Here is a 12,970-nt window from a genome sequence, read left to right on the forward strand (position 1 = left end):
GGGGATCTGTCCGGTTGTCACCGGCTGGTCGGGGCCGGCGCGGAGGCGGCCGGATCCGCAGCGGGGGCGGTCATCGGATCGACTTCTTCTTCATCCGGTGGATTGCCATCGTAGACAAGGCTGCGGCGGCGCTGCAGATACGCATTGCGCACGAAGGCGTACTTGTCCAGGGCGATCTCGTCGATCAGCTTGGTGGCCGACAACAGCCCCGCCCGGGTGCTGACCAGGCGGAGACCGGTCATCGTGTTGCGGGTCAGCGAGACCGACACCAGGGCTTCAGGGGACGCTTTCATGTCCACCGGCAACCCGATCGAGTCGCGTACCGTGGACGGGCCGAGGATCGGCCAGACGATGTAGGCACCAGTGGGCACACCCCAGCGCCCGAGCGTCTGACCGAAGTCCTCGCCGTGGCGCTCGAAGCCGAGTTCCGTGGCGACATCCATCACGCCGCCGAAGCCGAACACGGTGTTCGTGCCGAAGCGCATCACGTCGCTGAAGCCATCCGCGATCCGCCCTTGCAGGAACAGGTTCACGGCCGACCAGGCGTCCCGGACATTGCCGAAGAAATTCGACACCACCAGTTGCACCGGCGACGGCAGCACCGCCTCGTAGACCTGCGCGGCCGGCTTGAGCACCGCCTTGTCGACCGCCTCGTTGAAGGCGAACACCTTGCGGTTCATCGGCTCCAGCGGGTCAGGACGCTGCGCCGTGGCGCACCCCGCCAGCAACACCACGCTGCACAGCAGCGCCGACAATGACCGCCTCATGGCTTGCCGGCCGGTGCGTTGCTCGCATCGGCCGCCTTGTTGAACAGGAACTGGCTGATCAGCGTCTCCAGCACCACCGCCGACTGCGTCTGCGTGATCACATCGCCCGCCAGCAGCGTCTTGTCGGAAGCCCCGGGCTCGATGCCCAGGTACTGCTCGCCGAGCAGACCGGCGGTGAGGATCTTGACGGAGCTGTCCTTGGGGAAGGCGAAGCGCTGCTCCATCTCCATCTCGACGGTCGCCTGGAAGGACTTGTCATCGAAGCTGATGCGCGTGACCCGGCCGACCACGACACCGGCACTCTTGACCGCCGCGCGGGCCTTCAGGCCCCCGATGTTGTCGAAGCGTGCGGACACCCGGTACACCGGTTCGAACGACAGGCTCAGCAGGTTGCCAGCCTTGAGCGCCAGGAACAGCAGAGCTGCTGCGCCAATCACCACGAACAGGCCCACCCAGAGGTCATGACGGGATTTCTGCATGTTGTTTTCCTCTGCTACGAATTCGGATTCAGTCCTGGAACTTCAGATCGAGAACATCAGCGCGGTGAGCACGAAGTCCAGACCCAGCACGGCCAGCGAGGACATCACCACCGTGCGGGTCGTCGCACGCGCCACGCCTTCGGGGGTCGGCTGGCAGAAATAGCCCTGCAACAGCGCCACGAAGGTCACCGTCAGCCCGAAGACCATGCTCTTGATGACGCCGTTGCCGACGTCCTTGAAGACATCGACCCCACTCTGCATCTGCGACCAGAATGCCCCGGAATCGACCCCGATCAGCATCACGCCCACCAGCCAGCCACCGGTGATGCCCACGGCGCTGAACACCGCCGCCAGCAGCGGCATGGCGATCAGGCCCCCGATGAAGCGCGGTGCGAGCACCCGCAGCACGGGATCGACGGCCATCATTTCCATCGCGGCGAGTTGCTCGCCCGACTTCATCAGGCCGATCTCGGCCGTGAGTGCCGTGCCGGCCCGACCGGCAAAGAGCAGCGCGGTCACCACCGGGCCCAGTTCCCGCACCAGCGACAGCGCCACCAGCAGCCCGAGCGCCTCGGACGAACCATAGCGCTGCAGCGTGTAATAGCCCTGCAGCCCGAGCACGAAGCCGACGAACAGCCCGGACACCGAGATGATGGCCAGCGAGTAATTGCCCAGAAAGAAGATCTGGTCCGCCACCAGCCGGAACCGGGCCAGCGCCGCGGGCATCAGGGCCACCAGGCGCCCCATCAGGCGGGTGGCCTCGCCGATGTCGGTCAGGCTGCCGCGCACCGACTGCCCGATCGCCGACAGCATGTCCGCGATGCCGCTCATCGTTCACCTCCACGCAAGCCGAAGTCTTCGCCGACCGAGGTGGCGGGATAGTGGAAGCGCACCGGACCGTCCGGCGCGGCATCGACGAACTGCCGCACCAGCGGATCGTCGGTCTTGCGCAATTCGTCTGGCGTGCCCTGGGCTGCGATGCCGCCATTGGCAATGAACACCACGTGGTCGGCGATCGAGAAGGTCTCGTCCACGTCGTGCGACACGACGATGCTGGTCACGCCCAGCGCATCGTTCAGTTCGCGGATCAGGCGGGCCGCCACACCCATCGAGATCGGATCGAGCCCGGCGAAGGGTTCGTCGTACATGATCAGGTCCGGGTCGAGGGCAATCGCCCGGGCCAGCGCCACACGCCGGCTCATGCCGCCGGAGATCTGGCTGGGCAGCAGGTCGCGCGCACCACGCAGGCCGACGGCGTTGAGCTTCATCAGCACCAGATCGCGCACCATGGTCTCGGTCAGGTCGGTGTGCTCGCGCAGCGGAAACGCCACGTTGTCGAACACCGACAGGTCGGTGAACAGGGCCCCGAACTGGAACAGCATGCCCATGCGCCGGCGCATCGCCATCAGACCGGCGCGGTCGAGGCCGGCGACATCGGTGCCGTCGAACAGCACCTGACCCGACATCACGCCCAGCTGGCGGCCGATCAGGCGCAGCACGGTCGTCTTGCCGCCACCCGACGTGCCCATGAACGCCACGACCGACCCTCTCGGCACCGTCAGGTTCACATCCTTCAGGATGATGCGGTCACCATAACCACAGGTCACGCCACGCAACTCGACAAGCGGCGAGACAGAAGCGGCGACAGAGGGTGCGGGGTTCGAGACAGGTGGCACGGGCGAGGCGCGAGCGGCAGGTTCAATCCGCGGGAACCCGCGGCACTGCCGTCGATGATAGGGGAAAGCACGGAGATCGGTTTGAAGAAGCGTTGATCCGCACCGACTGCACAAAAATGACAAAGCCGCCCGAGGGCGGCCCTGTGTACGGCAAGCCGTGCCCGATCAGGTCGAGAAACTCGATCCGCAACCACACGTCGTGGTGGCGTTGGGGTTCTGGATGACGAACTGGGAACCCTGCAGATCTTCCTTGTAGTCGATCTTGGCACCCGTCAGGTACTGCAGACTCATCGCGTCGATCAGCAGCGTCACACCATTCTTGTGCATCTCGGTGTCGTCGTCGTTCACGATCTCGTCGAACGTGAATCCGTACTGGAAGCCTGAACAGCCCCCACCCTGCACGAACACGCGCAGCTTGAGATCAGGATTGCCCTCTTCCGCGACCAGATCGGCCACCTTGGCAGCAGCGCTGTCGGTGAAGATGATCGGGGCGGGCATGTCGAATTCAGGGGTGTCGATGATGTCGGCGACGGCGCTCATGGGCGACTCCGGTTAGCGTTCTTGCAGTGGATCAATTACTTGTCATTGCCCGTGGCCAGCAGCTTCAGAGAAGGCTTGTCCTCCAGCGCAGCCGATCCGGCGCTCTTGCCGGCCCCCCCGGAGGAGATGCGGTGCAAAGCGCCTTCGATGGTAGCACCCTGGTGCATTTCGAGTGCCTCGTAGACGACATCACCCTGGATGTGTGCCTTGGGCTGCAACTCCAGCAGGTGGTTGGATTCGACCGGGCCGATGACTGTCCCGTTGATGATGACATGCCCCGCCTTGACCGTGCCGGTGACCTTGGCTTTCTCGCTGATCACGAGGATGCTGGTGTCATTGGCGCTGGCGACCACGTCACCCTGGATCTCGCCATCGATCCGCAGCCCGTCACTGAACCGCAAGGTTCCCTGGATCACGGTACCTTCACCGATCAGGCTGCGGATGGCGGGCTGTTTCTTGGAGCCGAACATGGAATGTTGTCCTGAATGAAAAGTGGTTTGCCGCAATGGCGAAGAGGGTCGTGACCGACGACGACAAGGTTCACATCCGGGCGACTTCGGACGCCTGCAGCTTTCCTGCCGCATCCAGAACCTTGATTTCCAGCTGTTTTACCACGACCCCTGGCGGCAGATCGACCACGCCCTCCAGGCGCTGGTACTGTTTCATTTCAAATGACTGACTGGCCTTGGTCACGGTCTGCACCCAGGGGCGCCCCTCCTGGGTACCGGTGACCGTCAGGTCGTAACGGCCCTTGATCTCGCCCGACCGACCGACCGCCTGCATCAGCAGCGCCAGATAACGCAACCGACCCGAACCGTCGATCCTGGCCTGCAGGCCGCGCACGGCCAGTGGCTTGCCATCATCACGCGACGGCATGAGCTTTTCGAAGAATCCCAGATCGCGTGTCATCGCGAGGTTTTCGGCCTCCAGCGACTTCACCCTGGCAGCGAGACTTTCCTGGGTAGCCTGCGCTGCCTTGAGCAGGCTGTCGGCCGTGTTGGCCACCGACACGGCCCGATCGTGCTCCTCGCGCAGACGCGAGATCTCTTCACGCAGGCTCACCAGTTCGGTCCGGGCATCGTGGTCCAGCCCGGTGATCTCCTTGCCGAACTCGAACGCCCACAGCGCCAGCGCCGCCGAGCACCCCATCATCAAGGCCAGCAGCAGCCAGCGCAGCGGCCACGGCATCCGGCTGCGAACCGTGACCCGCGGCGCACTCACCGACCAGCGTCGGCGCAGAAGTTTCCATCGCATAGCTTGAGCAGCCTCGATACGAGCTGACGCATCCTTTGTGGAAAGTGACACACTTTCCGCACGATACACCAACAAAAAGGGCCACCCTGAGGTGACCCTTGTTCGCGGGACGCCGTCGCGTCCTTTGAATCGCCGAGATCGGAAATTCGATCAGCGCTTGCTGAACTGCTTCCTGCGACGTGCGCCGTGCAGACCGACCTTCTTCCGCTCGACTTCACGCGCATCGCGCGTCACGAAGCCGGCGTGGCTCAGTTCGGGCTTGAGCGTCGCGTCATAGTCGATCAGCGCGCGGGTCACACCGTGACGCACCGCACCAGCCTGACCGGACTCGCCGCCGCCATGCACGTTGACCTTGATGTCGAAGGTTTCGACATTGTTGGTCAGGAACAGCGGCTGCTTGACGATCATGATCGAGGTCTGGCGGCCGAAGTACTCTTCGACCGACTTGCCGTTGACCGTGATCAGGCCGGAGCCCTTCTTGATGAAGACACGTGCGACCGACGACTTGCGACGGCCCGTGCCATAGTTCCAATCACCAATCATGACGGCTCCTTAGATGTCCAGCGACTTGGGCTGCTGAGCGGCGTGCGGGTGTTCACCACCGGCATAGACCTTCAGCTTCTTGATCATCGCGTAGCCCAGCGGACCCTTCGGGAGCATGCCCTTGACGGCCTTCTCGATGGCGCGACCAGGGTGCTTGGCCTGCATGTCCTTGAACTTGGTGCCGTAGATACCGCCCGGGTGACCCGAGTGACGGTAGTACACCTTCTGTTCGGCCTTGTTGCCGGTCACACGGATCTTGTCCGCGTTCACGATGACGATGAAGTCACCGGTATCCACGTGAGGCGTGTAGATTGCCTTGTGCTTGCCGCGCAGGCGGAGGGCGACTTCGCTGGCCACCCGTCCGAGAATCTTGTCTGTCGCGTCAATCACAAACCAGTCATGCACGACTTCGGCCGGCTTGGCGCTGAAAGTCTTCATGGCAAATCTCTTTGCAGTTCGGTTTGCTGGCTGCTGAAACGAAGCCTTCGGCGCTGCTTGTGATTGCAGCCTCTCGGGTCTTCGTGGATGTTGACCATCCCTTTTTCCGCGCAGCCGTGGGCGGAAAAGCCCACGACTGTAGCACAACAGAACCGGACGATCCGGGGATCAGTTGCCGCTCGGCACCTTGCCTTCGACGCCCTTGACGTAGAAGTTGATGCCCGACATGAACTTGTCGTCGGCCACCGCGTCCTTGGCCAGCACGGTCTTGCCATCCTGGCCGACGATCGGGCCCTTCCAGATCACGAAGCTGCCGTCGGTCAGGCCGGCCTTGACCTTGGCAACCTTGTCCTTGACCTCGGCAGGCACCTTGTCGGAGATCGACACGACATCGATCGCGCCCTCCTTGACGCCCCACCACACGCCACCCGTCGCCCAGGTACCGTCCAGCGCATCCTTGACGGCCTTCTTGTAGTACGGCGTCCAGTTGATGACGGCCGAGGCCAGGTGCGAGTTGGGGCCGAACTTGCTCATGTCCGAGTCCCAGCCGAAGGCGAACTTGCCCTTTTCCTCGGCCTTCTGCAGCACGGCGCTGGAGTCGGTGTTCTGGAACAGCACGTCGGCGCCGCCCGAGATCAGGCTGCCGGCGCCCTCGCCTTCCTTCGGCGGATCGAACCACTTGTTGACCCAGACCACCTTGGTCTTGATCTTCGGGTTCACGCTCTGCGCACCGAGGGTGAAGGAGTTGATGTTGCGGATCACCTCGGGGATGGGGATCGAGCCGACCACGCCCAGCGTGTTCGACTTGGTCATCGAGCCGGCGATGACACCGGCCATGTACGCGCCCTCGTAGGTGCGGCTGTCGTACGTGCGCATGTTCGGCGCCGACTTGTAGCCGGTGGCGTGCTCGAACTTGACATCGGGCGTGTCGGCGGCGACCTTGAGCATCGGCTCCATGTAGCCGAAGGTGGTGCCGAAGACCAGCTTGTTGCCCTGGCCGACCAGGTCGCGCATGACACGCTCGGCGTCCGCGGACTCGGGCACGTTCTCGACGAAGGAGGTGACGATCTTGTCGCCGAACTCGGCCTCGATCGCCTTGCGGGCGCTGTCATGGGCGAAGGTCCAGCCAGCATCGCCCACCGGGCCGACGTAGGCGAAGGCGACCTTGAGCGGCTCGGGCTTCTTGGGGGCTTCTGCGGCAGGTGCAGAGGCGGGCGCAGCAGCAGGCGCCGCTTCTTCCTTCTTGCCACAGCCGACCAGGGCGGCGGTGGCGGCCAGTGCGGCCCAGCCGGACGCCCGGATCAGGGTGCGCTTCGAGAGCTTGGACATGGTTTCTCCTTCGTCAGTCAGTCGGTCAGACTATTGGTGAACAACGCAATGGAACAGCGGATTATCGACTCCGCTCAGGAACCCGGGAAGAACGGCTTGCCGATCGACGCCGGCATGTTGGCGCGGATCCACGCGGGGTTCCGCGAGATCAGCACCAGCACCACGATGGTGGCGACATAGGGCAGCGCGGTGAGCAGCTGGCTCGGCAGTTCGACCCCTTCGCCCTGCAGGTGGAACTGCAGCATCGTCACGCCGCCGAAGAGGTAGGCCCCCAGCAGCACGCGCACCGGCCGCCAGGTCGCGAAGGTCGTCAGCGCCAGCGCGATCCAGCCCTTGCCGGCCGTCATGCCCTCGACCCACAGCGGCGTGTAGATCACCGACAGATAAGCGCCCGCGACCCCGCACAGCGCCCCGCCCGCCATCACCGCCAGCAGCCGGATGCGCCGCACCGGATAGCCCAGCGCATGCGCCGACTCCGGTGACTCGCCCACCGCGCGCAGCACGAGGCCCGCCCGCGAGCGGTAGAGGAACCACACCAGCGCGACCATCAGCGCGATCGTCAGGTAGACCATCGGGTGCTGCTTGAAGAAGGCGGGGCCGATGAAGGGAATGTCGGACAGCACGGGGATGTCGAAATGCGGTCGCTCGGCCAGCTTCTCCTGCGTGTAGCGGATGCCGACAAAGGCAGAGAAGCCGCCGCCGAACAGGCTGAGCGCGAGTCCCGTGGCGTACTGGTTGGTGTTCAGCCAGATCACCAGCACGCCGAACGCCGCCGCCATCAGCGCGCCCGCGCCCGCCCCGGCCGCGAAGGCCAGCCAGTCGTTGCCGGTGTGCACCGAGGTGGCGAACCCCGCGACCGCCGCCACCAGCATCATCCCCTCGGCGCCGAGGTTGAGCACGCCGGCCCGCTCGTTGATCAGCAGCCCGAGGCCGGCGATGGCCAGCACGGTGCCCGCGTTCAGCGACGCCGCCAGCAGCAGCGCGTATTCGTTCATTCCACTCATGGCTTGGCACTCCAGCGGATGCGGTAGGCGATCAGCGTGTCGCAGGCCAGCAGCGTGAACAGCAGCAGGCCCTGGAACACGCCGGTCAGCGCCTTGGGCAGGCCCAGGCGCGACTGCGCCAGTTCCCCGCCGATGTAGAACATGCTCATCAGCACCGCCGAGAACACGATGCCGACCGGGTGCAGCCGCCCGACGAAGGCGACGATGATGGCCGCGAAGCCGTAGCCGACCGGCACGTACGGCGTGAGCTGTCCGAGCGGACCCACGGCTTCGAGCGCCCCGGCCAACCCGGCCATGCCGCCCGACACCAGCAGCGCCGTCCACAGCGCCCCACGCGACGAGAACCCGGCGTAACGCGCCGCCGCTGGCGCCAGCCCACCCACCTGCAGCGCAAAGCCACGGTAGGTGCGGAACAGGAAGGCCGTGAACGCCACCACCAGCCCCAGCGCGATCAGCACGCCGATGTTGGCGCGCATCCCGTCGATCAGCCGCGGCACCTTGGTCGGTGCGGCGAAGGTGATGGTCTGCGGGAAATTGAAGCCCTGCGGATCCTTCCACGGGCCGTACACGAGGTAGCTCAGCACCATCTCCGCCACGTAGACCAGCATCAGGCTGACCAGGATCTCGCTGGCGTTGAAACGGTCGCGCAGCAGCGCCGTGATCGCCGCCCAGGCCATGCCACCGAGCACACCCGCCGCGAGAATGGCCACGACGATCCACTTCGACGACGACGCATCCGCCTGCAGCGCCACCCAGCCCGCGGCGATCGCGCCCAGGATGAACTGCCCCTCGGCGCCGATGTTCCACAGGTTGGAGCGGAAACACACCGCCAGCCCCAGCGCGATCAGCACCAGCGGCACCGCCTTCACCGCCAGCTCCGACAGCGCCCGCGCGTTCTTCACCGGCTCGACGAAGAAGACCTGCAGGCCCTTCACCGGATCCTTGCCGAGCAGGGCGAACAGCGCGATGCCGATCAGCACCGTCAGCACCAGCGCGATCAGCGGCGACGCCAGCGACATCACCTGCGACGGCTGCGGCCGCGCTTCAAGCTTCAACATGGTCACGCTCCCACAATCCCGACATCCACGCGCCGATGCGCTCGATGGTGGCGTCCTTGGTCGCGATCGACGGCGACACGCGGCCCTGCGCGATGACCACCAGCCGGTCGCAGATCTCGAACAGCTCGTCCAGTTCCTCGCTCACCACCAGCAGCGCGCAGCCCGCGTCGCGCAGCGCCAGCAGCTCGCCGCGGATCTGCGCCGCTGCGCCCACGTCCACGCCCCAGGTCGGCTGGCTGACGATCAGCAGCTTCGGGTTGGCGGCGATCTCGCGGCCGACGAGGTACTTCTGCAGGTTGCCGCCCGACAGCGACTTCGCCGCCGACTCCGGCCCGCCCGCCTTGACGTTGAAGCGCCGGATCAGCTCGGCCGACTGCGCGCGGATCGCGGCCATGTCGAGCCAGCCGGTGCGGCGGTTCACCCCTTCGGTGCGGGTCAGCAGCACGTTGTGCGCGAGCGACAACGTCGGCACCGCGCCACGGCCGAGGCGCTCTTCCGGCACGAAATGCAGGCCCTGCCGACGCCGTGCCATGGGCGAGGCCTGCGCGATGTCCTGGCCGAAGAGCGTGACCGAGCCGGCCGGGGCGCGCCGGTCCTCGCCGGAGAGCGCGGCCATGAGTTCCTGCTGCCCGTTGCCGGACACGCCCGCGATGCCGACGATCTCGCCCGCGCGGACCTCGAAGCCGATGCGCTCCAGCGTCGTGCCGAACGGGTCTTCCTTCGGCAGCGCCAGCCCGCGCACCGCCAGCGCGACCTCGCCGAGCTTCGCCGGCCGGTGCTGCAACTGCGGTGGTTCGGCGCCGATCATCAGGCGGGACAACGAGGCGTTGGTTTCCTTCGTCGGATCGACTTCGCCCGTCACCTTGCCACCGCGCAGCACGGTGCAGTGGTGGCACAGCGCGCGGATCTCGTCGAGCTTGTGGCTGATGTAGAGGATCGAGCAGCCGTTGGCGGAGAGCTTGCGCAGCGTGACGAAGAGCTTTTCCACCGCCTGCGGGGTCAGCACCGAGGTCGGCTCGTCGAGGATCAGCAGCTTCGGGTTGGTCAGCAGCGCGCGCACGATCTCGACGCGCTGGCGTTCGCCGACGCTCAAGCTGTGCACGGGGCGCAGCGGATCCACGTCCAGCCCGTACTCGCCCGCCACCGCCCGGATGCGCTCGATCACCTGCGCCAGCGACATCGCCTTGTCGAGGCCGAGCCAGACGTTCTCGGCGGCGGTCAGCGTGTCGAACAGCGAGAAGTGCTGGTAGACCATGCTGATGCCCAGCGCACGGGCGTGGGCGGGGCTCGCGATCTGCACCGACTGGCCGTTCCAGCGGATCTCGCCCGCGTCGGGTTTCACCGCGCCGTAGATGATCTTCATCATCGTGGACTTGCCCGCGCCGTTCTCGCCCAGCACGGCGTGGATCTGCCCAGGCGCCACCGTCAGCGCCACGCCATCGTTGGCGCGCACCGCGGGGTACTGCTTGGTGATGCCCAGGAGTTCCAGGCGGGGGGGAGCAGTCATGAACGGACTCCGGGTGAAGGTCATCGCGCAGGTCGTTACGCGGTCGGGCGCACTGAAGCGGTGCGCATTGTCATGGAAACTGTCACGGTTCCGACCCGGGACGCCGGAAAATCGCGTGACCCGCGACCCAGGTGGCCGCGAGGTTGCGCTCGTCGCCCAGCGTCATCCAGGCAAACACCCGCTCATGCACCTTCCGGGCCCGCCCGTCGCGGTGCTGCGCGACCGGCCCGTGCGCCCAGTCCCACAGCGCCAGATCGGCGGTGCGGCCGGCGTCGAGCGAGCCGATCTCGTGGTCGAGCCCAAGCGCCTGCGCGGCGCCCAGCGTCGCGCCGTGCAGCGCCTTCCATGCAGTGAGCTTCACGCCGCGCATCGCCTGCACCTTGTAGGCATCCGCCAGCGTGCGCAGCATCGACAGGCTGGTGCCGCCGCCCACGTCGCTGGCCAGCGTGACGCGCGCGCCCGCGGCCTCCAGCTCGGGCCACGCGCACAGGCCGCTGCCGAGGAAGAGGTTGGAACTCGGGCTGTGCGCGATCTGGGCGCCGGTGTCGGCGAGCAGCTGGCGGTCGGCGTCGTCAAGCCAGATGCCGTGGGCGAGCACGGCGCGCTCGTTCAGCAGGCCGGCGCGGTGGTAGACATCAAGGTAGCTGCGCGCCTCGGGGAACAGCTCGGCGACCCAGGCGACCTCGGCGCGGTTCTCGGCGACGTGGGTCTGCATGTAGAGGCCGGGAACCTCGCGCATCAGCCGGCCCGCCATCGCGAGCTGCTCGGGCGTGCTGGTCGGGGCGAAGCGCACGGTCATCGCGTAGGACAGCCGCCCGGTGCCATGCCACTGGTGGATCAGTTCGCGGCTGTCACGTTCGGCGCCAACCACGTCGTCGCGCAGACCATCCGGCGCGTGGCGGTCCATCAGCACCTTGCCGGCGATCAGGCGCATCCCGCGGCGGTGCGCGCCGGACAGCAGCGCGTCGGCGGAGGTGCGGTGCACGGTGGGGAAGACGACGGCCGTGGTCGTGCCGTGCGACAGCAGCGCGTCGAGGAAGGTCTCGGCGCCCTGCCCCGCGACGACTGGATCGGCGTGGCGCAGCTCGGCCGGGAAGGTGTAGGTGTTCAGCCAGTCGAGCAGCTCGGTGCCGAAGCTGGCGATGACGTCAAGCTGCGGGCTGTGGACGTGGGTGTCGATGAAGCCGGGGAGCAGCAGGCGGCCGCGGTGGTCTTCGGTCTGCCAGTCCGCGCCGGGGGTGAAGACGCCGGCCGGCTCGGCACCGAGGATCTTGCCGTCCTCGACCAGCAGCCAGTGGTCCGGGCGCCAGCGCACGCCGGGCGCGGCGTCGGGCGCGCTCCAGCCCGGGTCGGCGGTGAAATCAAGCAGGTCGGCGCGCAGCGCCAGGCGGGATCGGGTCATGAGAGGGCCAGAGGTTGAGCGGTGAGGCGGCGGGCGACATCGCGCACCGTCTCGCGCAGCCAGCGCAGCGACGCGGCGCTGTGCGTCACGTCGTGCCAGAGCTGGTAGTACGTCATCGAAGGAAAGGCGATCGGGCTGGGCACGATGCGCAGCGGCAGCCGCTCCAGGTGGCGCAGGCAGAACAGCCGCCCGGTGGTCAGCACGAGAGAAGACTGCGCCAGCATCGTCGGCACCAGCGCGAAATGCGGGCTGCGCACGACGATGCGCCGACGCAGGCCGAGGCGGTCGAGGTGTTCGTCGATGACGCCGTGGCCGCCGGTGTGCAAGGCGGTCGGGGCGACGTGGTCGGACTCCAGATAGTGCGCGGGTGTCCACTCGTCGGGACGGCGCGCGGCGAGGTGGTCGGCACCGACGAGGCAGACGATCTCGTCGGAGAAGAGCCGGCCGATGTGCAGCTCGGCGGGTGGCTCCAGCCAGTTGCCGATCACCAGATCCACCTCGCCGCGGGCGAGCCTGGCGCGGTAGTCGAACTCGGCCGACAGCGCGTGGATGGTGACCCGGGCGCGGGGCGCTTCCTGGCGCAGCCGGGTGACGAGGGCGGGCAGGAAGAGCGGGTCGATGTAGTCGCTGGCGGCGATGCGGAACTCGATCTCGGCCGCCCCGGGCGTGAAGGCGCGGCTGCCGGACTTGCCGCCGAAGAGCTGCTCGGCGCTGCGCAGCAGGGTCTCGGCCGGCTCCATCAGCTGCAGCGCGACCTCGGTCGGCACCATGCCGCTGCCCGCCCGCACCAGCAGCGGGTCGCCGATCAGCGCGCGCAGCCGCTTGAGCTGTGCGCTGACAACCGGCTGGGTGGAGGACAGGTGCATCGCGGCCCGCGAGACACTGCGTTCGGAGATCACGGTGTGGAAGACCCTGACGAGATGAAGCTCGATGGTGTCGAAAACGGGGCGGCTCGTCATACGTGCATTCTGAT

Annotated in this window: 15 protein-coding genes; all 15 read right to left on the reverse strand. The window is 66.8% G+C overall.

Annotation, left to right across the window (positions count from 1 at the left end):
* Nucleotides 1-17 precede the first annotated feature (17 nt).
* Complete coding sequence (locus BDD16_RS04195) at nt 18-767, reverse strand: MlaA family lipoprotein (RefSeq protein ID WP_179632790.1); 750 nt, start codon at nt 765-767, stop codon at nt 18-20.
* A complete protein-coding gene (gene mlaD, locus BDD16_RS04200) occupies nt 764-1,246 on the reverse strand; it encodes an outer membrane lipid asymmetry maintenance protein MlaD (protein ID WP_179632791.1) in 483 nt (160 codons plus the stop codon). The genes BDD16_RS04195 and mlaD overlap by 4 nt, the downstream gene beginning before the upstream one ends.
* 42 nt (nt 1,247-1,288) lie before the next feature.
* Nucleotides 1,289-2,077 carry a lipid asymmetry maintenance ABC transporter permease subunit MlaE gene (mlaE, locus tag BDD16_RS04205; protein ID WP_179632792.1) on the reverse strand — a complete coding sequence of 263 codons (789 nt, stop codon included), beginning with the start codon at nt 2,075-2,077 and terminating at the stop codon, nt 1,289-1,291.
* Nucleotides 2,074-2,922 (reverse strand): ABC transporter ATP-binding protein, encoded by an 849-nt coding sequence (locus BDD16_RS04210; protein ID WP_179632793.1) that lies wholly within the window; start codon nt 2,920-2,922, stop codon nt 2,074-2,076. Before BDD16_RS04210 ends, mlaE begins: the two co-directional genes overlap by 4 nt.
* Nucleotides 2,923-3,087: 165 nt before the next feature.
* On the reverse strand, nt 3,088-3,462 hold the full coding sequence (erpA, locus tag BDD16_RS04215; protein ID WP_179632794.1) for an iron-sulfur cluster insertion protein ErpA: 375 nt from the start codon (nt 3,460-3,462) through the stop codon (nt 3,088-3,090).
* Nucleotides 3,463-3,497: 35 nt separating this feature from the next.
* Nucleotides 3,498-3,932, reverse strand: a complete 435-nt coding sequence (locus tag BDD16_RS04220; protein WP_179632795.1) for a bactofilin family protein — start codon at nt 3,930-3,932, stop codon at nt 3,498-3,500.
* 70 nt (nt 3,933-4,002) lie between these two features.
* Nucleotides 4,003-4,650 (reverse strand): DUF6776 family protein, encoded by a 648-nt coding sequence (locus tag BDD16_RS04225; RefSeq protein ID WP_310732838.1) that lies wholly within the window; start codon nt 4,648-4,650, stop codon nt 4,003-4,005.
* 216 nt (nt 4,651-4,866) lie between these two features.
* On the reverse strand, nt 4,867-5,259 hold the full coding sequence (gene rpsI, locus BDD16_RS04230) for a 30S ribosomal protein S9 (protein ID WP_179632796.1): 393 nt from the start codon (nt 5,257-5,259) through the stop codon (nt 4,867-4,869).
* 9 nt (nt 5,260-5,268) lie between these two features.
* Nucleotides 5,269-5,697, reverse strand: coding sequence for a 50S ribosomal protein L13 (gene rplM, locus BDD16_RS04235; RefSeq protein WP_179632797.1), 429 nt, complete (start codon nt 5,695-5,697; stop codon nt 5,269-5,271).
* Nucleotides 5,698-5,865: 168 nt separating this feature from the next.
* A complete protein-coding gene (locus BDD16_RS04240; protein ID WP_179632798.1) occupies nt 5,866-7,026 on the reverse strand; it encodes a BMP family ABC transporter substrate-binding protein in 1,161 nt (386 codons plus the stop codon).
* 74 nt (nt 7,027-7,100) lie between these two features.
* Nucleotides 7,101-8,021 carry an ABC transporter permease gene (locus tag BDD16_RS04245; protein WP_179635988.1) on the reverse strand — a complete coding sequence of 307 codons (921 nt, stop codon included), beginning with the start codon at nt 8,019-8,021 and terminating at the stop codon, nt 7,101-7,103.
* Nucleotides 8,022-8,026: 5 nt separating this feature from the next.
* Nucleotides 8,027-9,088 carry an ABC transporter permease gene (locus tag BDD16_RS04250; RefSeq protein ID WP_179632799.1) on the reverse strand — a complete coding sequence of 354 codons (1,062 nt, stop codon included), beginning with the start codon at nt 9,086-9,088 and terminating at the stop codon, nt 8,027-8,029.
* Nucleotides 9,075-10,595, reverse strand: a complete 1,521-nt coding sequence (locus BDD16_RS04255) for an ABC transporter ATP-binding protein (protein ID WP_179632800.1) — start codon at nt 10,593-10,595, stop codon at nt 9,075-9,077. The genes BDD16_RS04250 and BDD16_RS04255 overlap by 14 nt, the downstream gene beginning before the upstream one ends.
* 82 nt (nt 10,596-10,677) lie before the next feature.
* Nucleotides 10,678-11,997 carry a guanine deaminase gene (gene guaD / locus BDD16_RS04260; protein ID WP_179632801.1) on the reverse strand — a complete coding sequence of 440 codons (1,320 nt, stop codon included), beginning with the start codon at nt 11,995-11,997 and terminating at the stop codon, nt 10,678-10,680.
* Nucleotides 11,994-12,956, reverse strand: coding sequence for a LysR family transcriptional regulator (locus BDD16_RS04265; RefSeq protein WP_179632802.1), 963 nt, complete (start codon nt 12,954-12,956; stop codon nt 11,994-11,996). Before BDD16_RS04265 ends, guaD begins: the two co-directional genes overlap by 4 nt.
* Nucleotides 12,957-12,970: the final 14 nt, after the last annotated feature.

It is taken from the genome of Sphaerotilus montanus (assembly GCF_013410775.1).
In the GTDB taxonomy this organism is placed as follows: Bacteria; Pseudomonadota; Gammaproteobacteria; order Burkholderiales; family Burkholderiaceae_C; genus Sphaerotilus; species Sphaerotilus montanus.